12 protein-coding genes, 3 tRNA genes and 1 pseudogene are annotated in these 15,532 nt (G+C 41.4%); 2 read left to right on the forward strand and 14 right to left on the reverse strand.

The window, feature by feature from the left end; genetic code table 11:
• Nucleotides 1-1,335, reverse strand: a 1,335-nt coding sequence (locus tag ACLOR3_RS04330) for a DNA topoisomerase (ATP-hydrolyzing) (protein ID WP_412037020.1), incomplete at its 3' end; no start/stop codon positions are given.
• A gap of 195 nt (nucleotides 1,336-1,530) precedes the next feature.
• Here ACLOR3_RS04330 and ACLOR3_RS04335 point away from each other — a divergent pair.
• Entirely contained in the window at nucleotides 1,531-2,517 is a 987-nt protein-coding gene (locus tag ACLOR3_RS04335) for an L-lactate dehydrogenase (protein ID WP_048689936.1), read from the forward strand.
• A gap of 161 nt (nucleotides 2,518-2,678) precedes the next feature.
• Here ACLOR3_RS04335 and ACLOR3_RS04340 read toward each other — a convergent pair.
• The 13 genes and pseudogenes from ACLOR3_RS04340 to parE all read right to left on the reverse strand — a co-directional run bounded on the left by ACLOR3_RS04340 (nucleotide 2,679) and on the right by parE (nucleotide 14,773).
• Nucleotides 2,679-2,750 (reverse strand) — tRNA-Arg (locus tag ACLOR3_RS04340).
• A 76-nt stretch (nucleotides 2,751-2,826) separates the two neighbouring features.
• Nucleotides 2,827-4,026 carry a 30S ribosomal protein S1 gene (rpsA, locus tag ACLOR3_RS04345; protein ID WP_006596419.1) on the reverse strand — a complete coding sequence of 400 codons (1,200 nt, stop codon included), beginning with the start codon at nucleotides 4,024-4,026 and terminating at the stop codon, nucleotides 2,827-2,829.
• Between the two features lie 167 nt (nucleotides 4,027-4,193).
• Nucleotides 4,194-4,265: transfer RNA gene (locus ACLOR3_RS04350), tRNA-Gln, on the reverse strand.
• Nucleotides 4,266-4,274: 9 nt separating this feature from the next.
• Nucleotides 4,275-4,355 (reverse strand) — tRNA-Tyr (locus ACLOR3_RS04355).
• Between the two features lie 52 nt (nucleotides 4,356-4,407).
• The gene (locus ACLOR3_RS04360) at nucleotides 4,408-4,638 is read right to left on the reverse strand and encodes a DUF2969 domain-containing protein (protein ID WP_048715920.1); all 231 of its coding nucleotides are present in this window, start codon (nucleotides 4,636-4,638) and stop codon (nucleotides 4,408-4,410) included.
• 146 nt (nucleotides 4,639-4,784) lie between these two features.
• Entirely contained in the window at nucleotides 4,785-5,810 is a 1,026-nt protein-coding gene (locus ACLOR3_RS04365) for a branched-chain amino acid aminotransferase (RefSeq protein ID WP_411400290.1), read from the reverse strand.
• A 173-nt stretch (nucleotides 5,811-5,983) separates the two neighbouring features.
• Entirely contained in the window at nucleotides 5,984-8,437 is a 2,454-nt protein-coding gene (parC, locus tag ACLOR3_RS04370; protein ID WP_411400419.1) for a DNA topoisomerase IV subunit A, read from the reverse strand.
• Between the two features lie 327 nt (nucleotides 8,438-8,764).
• On the reverse strand, nucleotides 8,765-9,583 hold the full coding sequence (locus ACLOR3_RS04375) for an aminoglycoside 6-adenylyltransferase (protein WP_411400289.1): 819 nt from the start codon (nucleotides 9,581-9,583) through the stop codon (nucleotides 8,765-8,767).
• A gap of 140 nt (nucleotides 9,584-9,723) precedes the next feature.
• Nucleotides 9,724-10,080 carry a hypothetical protein gene (locus ACLOR3_RS04380; RefSeq protein ID WP_195324005.1) on the reverse strand — a complete coding sequence of 119 codons (357 nt, stop codon included), beginning with the start codon at nucleotides 10,078-10,080 and terminating at the stop codon, nucleotides 9,724-9,726.
• Nucleotide 10,081: 1 nt separating this feature from the next.
• On the reverse strand, nucleotides 10,082-10,627 hold the full coding sequence (locus ACLOR3_RS04385; RefSeq protein WP_195324006.1) for a hypothetical protein: 546 nt from the start codon (nucleotides 10,625-10,627) through the stop codon (nucleotides 10,082-10,084).
• Between the two features lie 62 nt (nucleotides 10,628-10,689).
• Nucleotides 10,690-11,439: pseudogene (locus ACLOR3_RS04390) on the reverse strand (DUF6261 family protein).
• Nucleotides 11,440-11,635: 196 nt separating this feature from the next.
• Nucleotides 11,636-12,799, reverse strand: a complete 1,164-nt coding sequence (locus ACLOR3_RS04395; RefSeq protein ID WP_195324007.1) for an AbiH family protein — start codon at nucleotides 12,797-12,799, stop codon at nucleotides 11,636-11,638.
• 18 nt (nucleotides 12,800-12,817) lie between these two features.
• Nucleotides 12,818-14,773, reverse strand: a complete 1,956-nt coding sequence (gene parE, locus ACLOR3_RS04400) for a DNA topoisomerase IV subunit B (RefSeq protein ID WP_411400288.1) — start codon at nucleotides 14,771-14,773, stop codon at nucleotides 12,818-12,820.
• 188 nt (nucleotides 14,774-14,961) lie between these two features.
• On the opposite strand from parE, the gene plsY reads away from it, so the two are divergent.
• A partial coding sequence (gene plsY / locus ACLOR3_RS04405) for a glycerol-3-phosphate 1-O-acyltransferase PlsY (RefSeq protein WP_412037021.1) occupies nucleotides 14,962-15,532 on the forward strand: 571 nt, incomplete at its 3' end.

Raw genomic sequence — 15,532 nt, forward strand, 5'->3', positions numbered from 1 at the left:
AACGAGATCATCGTATTCGCTTTGAATCTTGTCACGTTCCAAACCAGTCAAACGACGAAGACGCATATCCAAGATAGCTTGGCTTTGACGCTCAGAAAGCTTGAACTTACTCATCAATTCTGCTTGTGCTTCTGCATCTGTCTGGCTATTACGGATGATTTTAATCACTTCATCGATGTGATCAAGAGCGATTAAGAGACCTTCCAAGATATGGGCACGAGCTTCCGCCTTCTCTTTATCAAAGATAGTCCGACGAGTCACCACTTCTTTTTGGTGCTCAATATAAGATCCCAAAATCTCACGAAGAGAGAGAATCTTAGGAACACCATTTTGAATAGCCAACATGTTGAAACCAAAGTTGGTTTGCATTTGGGTCATCTTGAAGAGGTTGTTTAAGATAACATTAGCTGAGGCATCACGGCGCACTTCGATGACGAAACGAACCCCTTCCCGGTTAGACTCATCCCGAACTGCTGTAATCCCATCGATTCGTTTTTCTTGAACCAAACGAACGATATGCTCATGCACTTTGGTCTTGTTGACCATATAAGGAAATTCAGTGACGACAATGCGTTCACGGCCTGTCTTGGTCTCTTCAATTTCCGTCCGAGACCGTAAGACAATTGAGCCTTTTCCTGTTTCATAGGCCTTATGAATACCCGATTTGCCCATGACCAAGGCTCCGGTAGGGAAATCTGGTCCAGGAAGCACCTCCATCAGTTCACGCGTTGTCACATCAGGATTATCCATCATTAGCTTGACAGCATCAATAGACTCACCGAGGTTGTGTGGAGGGATATTTGTCGCCATCCCTACCGCAATCCCTGTCGCTCCATTGACTAACAAGTTAGGGAAGCGAGCTGGAAGGACGTTTGGTTCGCGTTCACTGGCATCGTAGTTATCTGTGAAATCAACTGTATTCTTGTTGATATCCCGAAGCATTTCGAGAGCAATCTTGCTCATACGAGCTTCTGTATACCGTTGGGCCGCGGCTCCATCACCGTCCATAGAACCAAAGTTCCCATGCCCATCTACAAGCATGTAACGATAGCTCCACCATTGAGCCATCCGAACCATAGCCTCATAAATAGAGGAGTCGCCGTGTGGATGGTATTTACCCATAACATCCCCGGTAATACGAGCTGATTTCTTATGTGGTTTATCTGGAGTAACCCCAAGTTCATTCATACCATAAAGGATCCGACGATGAACTGGCTTTAAACCATCTCGCACGTCAGGAAGAGCCCGAGACACGATAACACTCATAGCGTAATCGATGAAACTAGTCTTCATTTCCGATGTTAAGTTAACATCAACTAAGTTATTATCCTGCATTAAAACAATGCCTCTCTTTAATTAATTCACCATACTATTATAACACATTTAGGACTTTTTTTCTCCTTCGGAACACAAGAGTAAAAACGTTTACATCGTCCAAATTAGGCGTAAAACCGTGACAAAGAAAAGTAAAAGTGGTAGAATAAATGCGAATGGGGAAACCCCAAAAAATAAAAGGAGACGTTTAGAATAATGACATTAACTAAACAACATAAAAAAGTTATCCTTGTTGGTGACGGCGCTGTAGGTTCATCTTATGCTTTCGCACTTGTTACTCAAGGTATCGCGCAAGAATTAGGTATCATTGAAATTCCTCAATTGTTTGAAAAAGCGGTTGGTGATGCTGAAGACCTTAGCCACGCACTTGCCTTCACTTCTCCTAAGAAGATTTATGCTGCTAAGTACGAAGACTGTGCGGATGCTGACCTCGTTGTTATTACTGCGGGTGCTCCTCAAAAACCAGGTGAAACTCGTCTTGACCTTGTTGGTAAAAACCTTGCCATCAACAAATCAATCGTTGAGCAAGTTGTTGCTTCAGGATTTAACGGTATCTTCCTTGTAGCTGCTAACCCAGTTGACGTCTTGACTTACTCTACTTGGAAATTCTCAGGTTTCCCTAAAGAACGTGTTATCGGTTCAGGTACTTCTCTTGACTCAGCTCGTTTCCGTCAAGCACTTGCTGAAAAAATCGGCGTTGATGCTCGTTCAGTTCACGCCTACATCATGGGTGAACACGGTGACTCTGAGTTTGCTGTTTGGTCACACGCTAACGTTGCCGGTGTAAAATTGGAACAATGGTTGCAAGCTAACCGTGACTTGGATGAAGCTGACCTTGTAGATCTCTTCATCTCTGTACGTGATGCTGCTTACTCAATCATCAACAAGAAAGGGGCTACTTACTACGGTATCGCCGTTGCCCTCGCACGTATTACTCGTGCCATCCTTGATGATGAAAATGCTGTACTTCCACTTTCAGTCTTCCAAGAAGGACAATACGGAGTTGAGAACGTCTTTATCGGTCAACCAGCGATCGTTGGTGCTCACGGTATCGTTCGTCCAGTAAACATCCCATTGAATGACGCTGAAACACAAAAAATGCAAGCATCTGCAAAAGAATTGCAAGCAATTATCGATGAAGCATGGAAGAACCCAGAATTCCAAGCAGCTTCTAAAAACTAAACAAAACATTAAACACCATGTCTTAGGACATGGTGTTTTCTTGATCTCATCATTTATAAATCGTACAGTGCCCTAAGAGCCCAATCCTGCTCTTAAAAACCTTCTGCTATCTTTCTCATCCAAAAATAAAAAAAGAGAGCCTCAAGGCTCTCCTATCGACATCCACCCTGAGGGAATCGAACCCCCATCTCAAGAACCGGAATCTTACGTGATATCCATTACACTAAGGGTGGCAACTATGATAGTATATCAAAAATTCGAGCATTTTACAAGTAAAAAAAGCTTGCCTAAGCAAGCTTTTTAAGTTGATTACAATTCAATATCACCAAACAAGTCAGCCATTGAGAATCCAGTTTGAGTTTCTGGAAGTTCAAAGTCACGTTTTTCTTGTTTTGGACGACGTGGACGTTGTTGACGTTTTTCTTGTTTTTCGCCTTCTTCTTGAGCTGGACGTTCTTCAAGAGCTTTGATAGAAAGTGATACACGTTCATCAGCAGCATTTACTTCAAGAACTTTAACAGTTACTTCTTGTCCAACTTTAAGCACATCTTTTGGATTTTCAACACGTTTGTGTGAAATTTGTGAGATGTGTACAAGTCCATCGATACCTGGCAACACTTCAACGAATGCACCGAAGTCAGTCAAACGTTTAACAGTACCTTCGATGACATCACCAGCAGCCAATTTTTGTTCTACGCCATCCCATGGTCCAGGTGTTGTAGCTTTCAATGAAAGTGATACGCGACCTTCTTCTTCGTTCAAGTCAAGGACTTTCACTTCGATTTCTTCACCAACAGTTACAACTGATTTAGGTGAAACGTTGCGTTCGTGTGACAATTCAGTCAAGTGAACCAATCCATCAACACCACCAAGGTCGATGAAAGCACCGAAGCTAGTGATACGAGCAACTTTACCAGTTACAACGTCACCAACATTCAATTTACCGAATACTTCAGCGCGAGCTGCAGCTGATGCAGCTTCAACAACTTCACGACGAGAAAGGATGAAGCGGTTTTCTTTTGCGTCAACTTCTTTGATTTTAGCATCAAATTCTTGACCTACGAAACGTTCAGTGTTACGTACAAAACGAGTATCAAGCATTGAAGCTGGAATAAATCCACGAAGTCCTTCAAATTCTACTGAAAGTCCGCCTTTAACAGCGCGAGTTCCTTTAACAGTAACAACTTCTTCTTCACGTCCGACCAATTTGTCCCATGCTTTGCGAGCTTCCAAACGTTTTTTAGATACAAGGTAAGTTACTGTATCAGTATCTTTACCAACTACTTGACGAAGAACAAGCAATTCAAGTGTTTCACCTGGTTTAACCAAGTCATTGATGTCAGCATCACGATCGTTTGTCAATTCGCGAAGAGTCAAGACACCTTCGACACCAGTTCCAGAGATTGCAACGTTAGCTTGTGTAGCGTCAACTGTCAAAACTTCAGCAGTAACAACATCACCTGGCTCAACTTGGCTAACACTGTTTAGCAAATCTTCAAATTCATTCATCTAAAAAATCCTCCAACAATCAAGTTTTCTAAACTTGACATACTTATAATTATTTTTCCTAAGCAAGCACTCGCAACGAAATCAAAATGATCTACAACGACATCTTCATATAAAGAAATAAAATACCTGAGCAGATATTTTACCACCTTATCTGATATTACCTAGAACTGGGGTAGCTGGATTCGAACCAACGCATGAGGGAGTCAAAGTCCCTTGCCTTACCGCTTGGCTATACCCCAAAAGTGAAATGGAGAGAGAGGGATTCGAACCCCCGAACCCGAAGGAGCGGATTTACAGTCCGCCGCGTTTAGCCTCTTCGCTATCTCTCCAAGCAAATCAACAGACACAATTATACCATTGATTTCATGAAAATGCAACCCCTTATTTATTCAAATTATAATTTTCGATGGCACTTTCCACTGCTTTTTCCAGTGATTTATAAAGACTTTCTACGGCTCCGTTTTTCACAAGAGCGAACTGAGCTCCCATATCAGCAATCTCAGCAATAGCCTTCTTCCCAATCGCTAATTGGTAGCCATCAAAGGTATCTTTTCCTACAACTACCTTGCTATCAGAAATTTGGATTTCAATTTTTTTATCTTTTTTACTCATTCTTCTACCTCATTTCAACCCCTTTATTTTACAAAATTTTTCACATGCTTGCAAGCCGAAAATGTTTCATGATTAAATTATTTTAATTTGCTAGTATCTTCTTCCTAAGAAAAAAAGAGGGAGTTCTCCTCCCTCTGATCATTCCTTTAATCGTTTACTTTAAAAATCCATCCTTCTGGAGCTTCAATATCACCAAACTGGATGCCCGTTAATTCATCATAAAGCTTGCGGGTAATCGGTCCTACTTCAGTTTCTGAATAGAAGACATGGAAGTCATCTCCGTGCTGAACTCCCCCGATTGGTGAAATAACAGCGGCAGTTCCACAAGCACCTGCTTCAACAAAGCGGCCCAAGTTATCGATTGGGACATCCCCTTCGATTGGTGTCAAACCAAGACGGTGCTCTGCAAGATAGAGCAAGGAATACTTGGTAATGGATGGCAGAATAGATGGGCTAAGTGGTGTTACAAACTCATTATCAGCTGTAATCCCAAAAAAGTTAGCAGATCCCACTTCTTCAATCTTGGTGTGGGTTGCAGGATCCAAGTAAATCACGTCTGAGAAGTTCCGAGACTTAGCTAATTTACCAGGTAAGAGGCTAGCGGCATAGTTCCCACCGACTTTCGCTGCACCAGTCCCATGAGGAGCTGCGCGGTCATAATCGTCTTGGATCAAGAAGTTGGTTGGAACCAAGCCACCCTTGAAGTAGTTTCCGACGGGCATAGCAAAGATCGTAAAGATGTATTCCTCTGCTGGCTTCACCCCAATGATATCTCCGACTCCAATCAACAATGGACGAAGATAGAGTGTTCCACCTGTTCCATATGGTGGGACATATTCTTCATTGGCACGAACTACTGCCTTACAAGCTTCCACAAACATATCCGTTGGAACTTGTGGCATCAAAAGACGATCAGCAGTCCGTTGAAGACGTTTGGCATTTTCATCGGGACGGAACAATTGAATACTGCCATTTTTTGTCCGGTAGGCTTTCAGCCCCTCAAAAGCTTGCTGTCCATAGTGCAAACTTGGAGAAGATTCCGAAATATGAAGAGTGGCATCTTCGGATAGTTCTCCATTTTCCCAGGCACCATTACGATAATAGGCGATGTAGCGGTAAGGTAATTTCATATAAGAAAATCCAAGATTTTCCCAATCAAGTGATACTGTCATGTCAGTTTTCCTTCTTCCATTCAAGACTTGCTAAATAGCAAGAGCCACCACAAAGGATGACTTTATTCATGTACTCTATTTTACACCATTTCATGAGAATTTCAAGTGAAATTTGCAATTTTCAGAAAATTTATCGAGCAACAAAATTAGCCATAAACTGGCTAATTTTGTTTTTATTTAATTCTAGCAGTAAAGACTTCTTGATCAGAAATTTGATCATTGACAAAGGAACCGTTGCTAGTTCGTTCTGACAAGCTGAGTTGGGTAACATCCACTTCCGTCACCTGACCTGTTGTCGAGGTGATCTGAAGGATTTGATCTTGCTCTCCCACTTCTTCCTGGCTCGTAAAGAGATCAAAATCTCCCTGGTCAGTGAAGACTGGACCTGCCTTGAAGACGCGGTGTGGTTTAGACTTCAGTTCACGTAAGACTTGCAGTCCACGTTTGGCCCGGCTGGTCACTGGAATATCATCCTGAGACATCCGTTTAAGACTACCTCTATGAGTCAGAATGTACATGCTTGGTGTCGTTGACTTAAAGACGGCCACAACTTGATCCCCGTCTTTGAGGTTAATGGCTTTAACACCTGCTGCTTTGGCCCCTACCACTGGAACCTCTTCAATATTGAATCGGAGGCCATAACCATTCTTAGTAATGATCATGATGTCCTCGAGGACCACTGGTGCAACCGCTACGATACGGTCCTCTTGGTCCTTCAGTTTAGCGTACTTAGTTGATTTAGAACGATAGGTCCGCCATGGGCTCAATTCCTTGCGTTCAAAACGCTTGATTTGGCCTTGTTGGGTAGCTGCAAAGTAGGTCACTCCTTCAAACTGATCCACAATCTCCGCAAAGAGAATTTCTTCCTCCTGCTCGAAATTGGTCAAGGTCTGACTAAGGTGCTCCCCGATATCCTTCCACTTGGTATCTGCCAATTCATGAACTGGTCGATAGATGGCATTTCCCAAGTTGGTAAAGAGTAAAAGATGCTGAGTGGTCTTAGCAGGCTCTACGTAAATCAACTCATCGTCGTCCCGCTTACCGACTTCCTCCACTGTCGACGCATTGAAGGAACGAGGCGAGGTCCGTTTAATATATCCCGCACGGGTCACACTGACGAAGGTTTCCTCTTCAACAATCAGACTAGCTGTATCAATCTCGATAGTTTTAGCAGTGTCTTGCAATTCACTGCGACGCGGATTGCCAAAGAGTTTCTTGACTTCACGCAACTCCTTCTTCATGAGGTTAAACATAGTCCGTTCGTCCCCAATGATGGCTGCCAAGGTCGCGATTTGCTCCTTGAGACTAGCATGCTCTTCTTCCAAGGTCACGATATCTGTATTGGTCAAGCGGTACAATTGCAAGGTGACGATAGCTTCTGCTTGTTCTTCCGTGAAATCATAGCTGACCTTAAGGTTTTCCTTAGCATCTGCCTTATTATCAGAAGCTCGGATCAAGGCAATCACTTCATCAAGGATAGAAATGACGCGGATCAAGCCCTCTACGATATGGAGGCGTCGTTCTGCCTTTTCCTTATCAAAGCGTGAGCGAGCGACAATGATATCCCGACGGTGAGCAATGTAGCTAGAGAGAATCGGCACGATCCCCACTTGACGTGGTGTGTAGTTATCAATCGCCACCATATTGAAGTTGTAGTTGACCTGCAAGTCTGTGTACTTGAACAAGTAGTTCAAGATCAAGTCTGCATTGGCATCTTTCTTCAACTCAATGGCAATACGAAGACCATCTCGGTCAGACTCATCCCGGACTTCCGCAATACCCGCCACCTTGTTGTTAACACGGACATCGTCGATCTTCTTGACCAAAACTGCCTTGTTGATCTCATAAGGGATTTCGGTAACGACGATTTGCTGCTTGCCGCCTTTGAGTTGCTCGATCTCTGTCTTAGAGCGGACAACCACCCTTCCCTTACCAGTTTCATAGGCTTTCTTGATCTCATCGCGCCCTTGGATAATGGCACCGGTCGGGAAATCAGGTCCAGGAAGAAACTCCATGAGTTTGTCTACCTTAGCAGAAGGATGGTCGATCATGTAGACAACCGCATCGATGACTTCAGCAAGATTATGTGGCGGAATATCTGTCGCGTAACCAGCTGAAATCCCTGTAGCTCCATTGACCAAGAGGTTTGGAAAGGCTGCCGGCAAAACAGTTGGCTCTTTTTCTGTATCGTCAAAGTTCCAGGCAAATGGCACTGTGTTCTTTTCGATATCTTGCAAAAGATAGCCCGCAATTTCAGACAAACGAGCTTCCGTATAACGCATGGCTGCTGGTGGATCCCCGTCCATGGAACCATTGTTTCCGTGCATTTCAACAAGGATCTCGCGGTTCTTCCAGTCTTGAGACATGCGGACCATGGCATCATAGATAGAAGAATCCCCGTGAGGGTGGAAATTCCCCATGATATTTCCGACAGACTTGGCAGACTTGCGGTAGCCCTTGTCATGGGTATTGCCGTCCTTATTCATAGAATAAAGAATCCGCCGTTGGACGGGTTTCAAGCCATCCCGAATATCAGGAAGAGCCCGTTCTTGAATAATGTATTTGGAGTAGCGACCAAAGCGCTCTCCCATGATGTCCTCCAAGGACATATTTTGGATATTACTCATATAAGATACAAAGGGACGTTTCGGCTTGCCGAAAATTTCTGTAGAAAAATAGGAAATCGATGCAGGGTTCGATGAACCCAAAGCGATTTATCTTTTTTCCTAGAAAATTAGTCCCGTGTTCAGTTACTACAAGTAACTAAACTATCCTTTCTGTAGTTTTAAATACGTTATCAAATGATGGATCAAGAGTTTCACACAGTATTTAGGGCGTGTTCAACTCCTTTCAAAGAATGTAGAGTAGATTTTTTTTAGAAAAAGGAATTCAGTTACTACAAGTAACTAAACTATCCTTTCTGTATTTTAAAGTGTTTAAAATAGATTATTGAATCAATGATTTGACAGTTTCTCTTCAGCATAAGCTATCATCTTCTCAGCCTCTTCCTGATCGTAGGCAAATCCCATCTTTTTGGCCAGGCTTTGAGCTTCTCGATCAAAAACATTCATGGTAGCAAACAAGGACTGGCTGACCTTCTCTATACTAGATAGATTTAGCAGAGCTGAGAACTCCTTCTCTTTCTCAGCTGGGAGATAGTGAAAGAGGTATTTGTAGTTCTTTCCGATATCAACTGCTCCCCTATCGCTTGTCACCTGCCAAGCAAAGACCTTGAGGAGTTCTTGCTGGCAAATGCCATAGAGGTGATCCGTCGCATAGATGAGCTGATTTCTTCGAATGGCCTTTACGACATAAGCCGATACCCACCAAAATTCATTGCAGGATGCTGCAAATTCCTCTTCAGTAGGCGGAGCGGTCCAATAGCGCTTGGAATTAGGCTGATAGGCTTCAAACAAACCTTTGTCGTCTTTTATAACTTCAAAATTTGCTTCGCTGTCCACCCACTCTTGGATATACTCCTTGGGGCAGAGGGTTAAATCAATGCGATTGCCATCTTCAAAGAGCATAAGATAAAGATGACGGTGTCCTAGAGTAACTTCTTGCTCAATGATGCGTTTACCAAACTGGTCTAGCCAAGATAAATCAGATATCAAGTCCTCCAGATTATCAACAATATAGACCACATCATAATCTTGGAACTCATCTTTTGGTGCTTTTGTATCCGTTCGTGAACCAGACATAGCGACAGCGTTGACTTTTAGAGTTTTTGCGATTTGTAAAATCACGTCAAACATCTCGGTTTCAGTTCTCATGGGGATACCTGCCTTTTTAGTGAAAACTTTTAATTCTGTAGAGGTCATATCTATAAAGGGGACTGGCTGCTGGAACTTTTTCCTTATCAAATTCTTTGAAAAATCCCATGACTAGTTTTGCATAACCATGACAGCCATCCTCATTTTTGTTTCTTCTTTTCAAACAGATTATTAATAATAAGTAAAACTACTAACAGAACAGCTAATACATTTGTTTGGGTGCTGATTCTGAAACACCTGACAAAAATCTGTATATTGTCAACCTTAAAAGGACCTACAAAAATTTGAAGGATATCACTTATCAAATTAAGCACTACAATTACACTCATGACACCTATGGCCCGACCTGAAATTTTTAGCATAAATATTTCCTTGTCTTTCTTCACTTGATTAGTTTTACTAGATTTTACATGTTTTTCTAAAAAATTTTCAACAGAAAATTCATTTATCTTATCTTCACCATTTTTATTAATTTTAACATCTAGTTCAAGTTTCATCTCATACCTTTTCCTTCATTCTATCATTGATTCTTTTGATCAGATTGTATTCTTTATCGCCATTCCCTAAGGATCTGCATATTGTCTCTGCTTTCTCATATGTTTCACGAATAAATTCTGGTTGTCTTGAAGCATTGTAATAAACCTTCAAAAATTTCAACGATGATAGCATAGAAGCATTGTATTCCCAATGGTTCTTCAACAGACATCTGATAAAAACCCTGATGATTTCCTGTTCTTGATACAAGAGACTTGTTTCATGATGTTCAAAATACTTTAACGAAATATAATCACAATAGTAAATCATGATATTAGATATCCAATTAAAAGTGTTTTCTTGAACTTCCTTAGTTGGTTCATAGCGTAGAGCTGTCCTTAACACCTGAACTTCTTTAAGCGTAATTTCTTTAGCAGAAGCTGCATCAAAAAGCTTTGAGCGCCAGCCTGAAATGCCATCTAAAGAACTTCTATAATTTGTATATAAGGTAAAGATTGACACAATTGCACCTAACAGAGCCGCAAATAATCCAATCACTAATTCATTCATCTTTATATCCTATATTTACTTTCTAAGATTGATTTTGACTCGCATAAATTAAACAGAACAACCTACTTGGCTTCTTCTGGTTGTGTTGGGGTAATTTTTTTGGTTAGCTTGCGTATTTTATAGCGACTACGGATAGAGTTGAGATGGTCACGGAGATCAGCATACTGCTTTTTATCTGGATAAGCATAGGCGTTGATTGCAGTAAAATCTGCAAAGAAGTCATAGATTTCTTATAGTTTCGCACGGATTTCCTTTTTTTTGACTAGGTGCCTTGACTTTTTGCTCGGCCAAGCGCTCCTTATAGTCATTTTCAAACTGAGCCTGCGCCTTTGTCAAGGTTTCTACATGAGTTATCAAATGCAGAGTTGAAAGGGCAGTTTTGTAGTAACTATCTTTTAGCTCCTTGAGCAAATGGTTAATAGCTTCTGTCTCTTTTCGTAGCTCATACTCGTTAGCCCGGCATAATTTTTGAAAAGTTTGCTGAGTTTGTCGTAAGCTTCCTTGCTACTTGCCTATTTCACACGAGAGAAGGCCTTGACCAAACCAATCAAGGTAGAAAATGCATCATCACGCTCACGATCAGACGCTTCCAGACTAGCCACCGTTTGACTGGCCTTGGAACGGTGCAAACCAGCTTGCAAGGTCTCAAGAAGTTTCTCCATATCCCCAAGCTTCGTTGCGTAAACCTGCTCAGACTTATTGGCTTTTGTAAAAATCCCCAACTCATCCCTGCTCTCAGATAGAAGTTGGAAGAATTCGTTGTTTACTAAATTGCGTACAGTTAAACTCGTGATTCCATATTCTTTTTTTATAAAACAACTCTTTCAATGATGTATTTTTATGTTTTTGCTCTAAAATAATTCAGAACATATATAAATATTCGTATTTTACTCCAATAACTCAAAACACACATGTGTGATTTGGGCTATTTCTCCCTAGACAAAATATTCTTCAGGTGGGATTTCTTGTTTTAGGACTTGGAAGGTGATTATTCGTGTGGGATTTAATCTAGCCCAAACGATCCAATTTGAACGCATGGAGTTTTGATTTAGAGTCATACTGAACTACTGCAATCTTTTTATGAAGTTTTTCTATATCCTCAGCAGTGAGTTGTACTTTTTTTGCGACATCAATAAATCTATTAATTGTTTCACTATCAGATTCATTATTGCTATTGTAATTATAAATAATCAATTCAGAATCTGTCTCCAAAAGTGAGTTAAGAATATTATTCCACCACCAAAAGTCACTATCACCGAGTGATAAACCGTATAATATAAACAAATCAGTATTATTGAAATATGATTTATATTTTTTATCATTCTGAGCCCAATAGGGTTTTAAAAAATTCTTTGCTTTGTTTCTATTATCAACATTTGTTATTTGATTTTCGTTATCGAAGCCAAATAACATTGATTTTGGAACATTTTGATAACCATGGGGATGAGTGATGTTGGTCATCAAATAACTGGAAAAATAAGTGGAGCTATCCCAAGAACAATGATCGTTAGTAAAATTATTAGGATTTGCCGCAAAAGAAATTTGTCTATCAGCATGTGGCCACGGGTGTGGATCATATTGTTCTTTATCCAATACTAAAATATTATCTAACATAGAAGTATAGTTGAAATTTAAAATTTCCCAATTAAATAATTTGTAATGGTATAGCTTTGATGGAAAACTCAATTTTCGGAAATTGCTTTCATCTAAATCTGCCAAAAATTTTTGAAATGATGAAATTGCTAGCTCGCTTTTACTGCTATCATTCCCTATTTGAGCTAACATATTTGGAGTTATTATATCATTTAAAAAATTAGAAAATTCAACCTGAAAGTGATTAAAATCATTAGTCAATCTTGCTTCATTGATATAATTATTCTCGTTGAAAATCTCAATTAAACTATTCTCAAAGTCACTCCAATTTTGCTTGATATTGGAATTGTTTTCATTATCTTTCTTATCCTCAGTCATTTTTTGAAAGATAATATTATCTTTATCAAAATTCTTATAGCAAAGATAATTATAGAAATTTTGATAAGAAGTCCGATATGGAGATTTAAGATATTCCATTAACTGAATATCTACACCATTTCCAAAGAGAGCCATGATATTAATTTGTCCATCATTAGCCAGTTCTTTAAATTCTTGATTTGTATAAATATTATAGCCCATATTTTCTTTATCATCCTTTCAAAACACCATCTCCCCACTCTCTTCCAGCGTAAACCTAACATTGTCCTCAATCCACTTACGACGTGGTGCAGCCTTATCGCCCATTAGGACAGAGACACGGCGTTCTGCACGCGCCAAGTCATCAATGGTAACACGGATCAAGGTGCGGGTTTCTGGGTTCATAGTGGTTTCCCAAAGTTGGTCCGCATTCATCTCACCCAATCCTTTGTATCGTTGAAGGGTTGCTCCACGGCCAAAGGTTCGCCGTAGGTCTTCCAATTCACTATCAGTCCAGGCATAAGCCACTTCTTCTTTCTTGCCTTTGCCTTTAGACATCTTATAAAGAGGAGGCATAGCGATATAGATACGTCCTGCTTCGACCAAGGGACGCATATAGCGGTAGAAGAAAGTTAGGAGAAGGGTCTGAATATGGGCACCATCCGTATCCGCATCGGTCATGATGATAATCTTGTCATAGTTAGCATCTTCGATCGTAAAGTCAGCCCCAACTCCAGCACCAATAGTGTAGATCATGGTGTTGATTTCCTCGTTTTTGAGGATATCACTCATATTGGCCTTCTCAGTATTGAGAACCTTCCCTCGAAGTGGAAGGATAGCCTGGAACTTGCGGTCCCGACCTTGCTTAGCAGAACCACCGGCTGAATCCCCTTCGACTAGATATAGTTCGTTCTTGGCAGGATTCTTGGACTGGGCTGGGGTCAATTTACCAGACAAGAGCCCCTTGTCCTTCTTGTTCTTCTTGCCATTTCGACTCTCATCCCGCGCCTTCCGAGCAGCTTCACGCGCATCCCGGGCCTTGATAGCCTTGCGTATCAGATTGGAAGCCAACTCCCCATTTTCCATGAGGAAGAAGGTCAACTTGTCAGCGACAATCCCGTCAACGACTGGTCGAGCAAGTGGACTTCCTAGTTTGTCCTTAGTCTGCCCTTCAAACTGCAAATGAGCTTCTGGCACCAAGATCGAAAGAACAGCTGAAAGACCTTCGCGATAGTCGGATCCTTCTAGGTTCTTGTCTTTTTCTTTGAGAAGTCCTGTCTTTCTTGCATAGTCGTTCATGGCCTTGGTAATAGCTGTCTTCAGTCCTGTCTCGTGGGTTCCCCCATCTTTAGTGCGGACATTATTAACGAAGGACAAGATGTTGTCAGAGTAGCCATCATTGTATTGGAGAGCAACTTCTACTTGGAAGCCTTCTGATTCCCCGTTAAAGTAGAGAACGGGCGTCAAGGTTTCCTTATCTTCGTTCAAGTACTCAACGAAATCCTGAACACCATTCTCGTAATGGAAGGCCACATGGTTGTCTTCTTCCTTACGGAGATCGGTCAACGTCAGTGTTACATCCTTGAGCAAGAAAGCTGATTCTTTGATCCGCTCTGCAATGGTATTAAACTTGAAATCGGTCGTTGAGAAGATGGTTGGATCCGGCATGAAGGTAACCTTAGTTCCCGTCTTAGACTTAGGAGCCGAACCAATCCTTTCAAGAGTAGTAACAGGCTTCCCACCATCCTCAAAGCGTTGTTTGTAGACCGCTCCATCACGGGTAATCTCTACCTCAAGCCAGCTAGAGAGGGCGTTCACGACCGAAGATCCTACCCCGTGGAGACCACCAGAAGTCTTATAACCCCCTTGACCAAACTTTCCTCCAGCATGGAGGACGGTAAAGATGACTTCAACGGTTGGTTTGCCCATAGCATGCATCCCGGTCGGCATTCCCCGACCTTGGTCTGCTACAGATAGGGACCCGTCTTTGTTGATGGTAACGTCAATTTGAGAACCGAAACCAGATAAGGCTTCATCGACCGCATTGTCGACAATTTCCCAGACTAAATGGTGAAGCCCATTTCCATCTGTCGATCCGATATACATCCCTGGACGTTTACGGACCGCATCCAACCCTTCTAGTACCTGAATGGCATCGTCATTGTAATTATTAATGTTGATTTCCTTTTTAGACACAAGGAACCTCCTGTTTGTTCATCTTTTCTATATTACAGCTTTTTAGGAAATTTTGCAAAATTTTTCTTTCTTCTCTCCCTTTAACTAGGCTATTTACGTGCGATTGGATCAAATCAACTATCCGATGTGACACTTCAGCTAGAAATTTTCTTTTTCATTCAAAGCATTTTTGATATAATGAAACTATGATGAAAACTATTCTTTTACTCGTATTAGCATACTTATTAGGTTCTATCCCTTCTGGTTTGTGGATAGGAAAAGCCTTCTTTAACATCAATCTACGTGAACACGGTTCTGGAAATACAGGGACCACCAATACCTTCCGTATCCTAGGGACGAAGGCTGGTCTGGTTGTCTTTGCGGTTGATTTCCTCAAAGGGACCTTGGCTGTTTTATTGCCGACTATTTTTGGGGTTTCAGGAATTTCTCCTATGGTCTTTGGTCTTTTAGCAGTCCTTGGACACACCTTCCCAATTTTTGCAGGCTTTAAAGGAGGCAAGGCAGTCGCGACCAGTGCTGGGGTTCTCATTGGTTTCTCTCCCGTTTTCCTCATCCTCTTAGCCATCTATTTCTTTGTTAGCCTCTATTTAACCAGCATGATTTCTTTTTCAAGTGTAACGGTTGCTATTTTGGCTAGTTTAGGAGTGCTCTTCCTCCCATTGACTGGCTGGATCCTCCCAAGCTATGACCTGATTTTCACTCTTATTGTCCTCGCTTTGGCGACCTTGATCATCATCCGCCACAAGGACAATATCAAGC

It is taken from the genome of Streptococcus intestinihominis (assembly GCF_046824975.1).
Taxonomy (GTDB): domain Bacteria; phylum Bacillota; class Bacilli; order Lactobacillales; family Streptococcaceae; genus Streptococcus.

What these genes read in the sequence shown, in the direction of transcription:
- ACLOR3_RS04335 (WP_048689936.1), top strand. Translation starts at nt 1,531, where the DNA reads ATGACATTAACTAAACAACATAAAAAAGTTATCCTTGTTGGTGACGGC.
- rpsA (WP_006596419.1), bottom strand. Translation starts at nt 4,026, where the DNA reads ATGAATGAATTTGAAGATTTGCTAAACAGTGTTAGCCAAGTTGAGCCA.
- ACLOR3_RS04360 (WP_048715920.1), bottom strand. Translation starts at nt 4,638, where the DNA reads ATGAGTAAAAAAGATAAAAAAATTGAAATCCAAATTTCTGATAGCAAG.
- ACLOR3_RS04365 (WP_411400290.1), bottom strand. Translation starts at nt 5,810, where the DNA reads ATGACAGTATCACTTGATTGGGAAAATCTTGGATTTTCTTATATGAAA.
- parC (WP_411400419.1), bottom strand. Translation starts at nt 8,437, where the DNA reads ATGAGTAATATCCAAAATATGTCCTTGGAGGACATCATGGGAGAGCGC.
- ACLOR3_RS04375 (WP_411400289.1), bottom strand. Translation starts at nt 9,583, where the DNA reads ATGAGAACTGAAACCGAGATGTTTGACGTGATTTTACAAATCGCAAAA.
- ACLOR3_RS04380 (WP_195324005.1), bottom strand. Translation starts at nt 10,080, where the DNA reads ATGAAACTTGAACTAGATGTTAAAATTAATAAAAATGGTGAAGATAAG.
- ACLOR3_RS04385 (WP_195324006.1), bottom strand. Translation starts at nt 10,627, where the DNA reads ATGAATGAATTAGTGATTGGATTATTTGCGGCTCTGTTAGGTGCAATT.
- ACLOR3_RS04395 (WP_195324007.1), bottom strand. Translation starts at nt 12,799, where the DNA reads ATGGGCTATAATATTTATACAAATCAAGAATTTAAAGAACTGGCTAAT.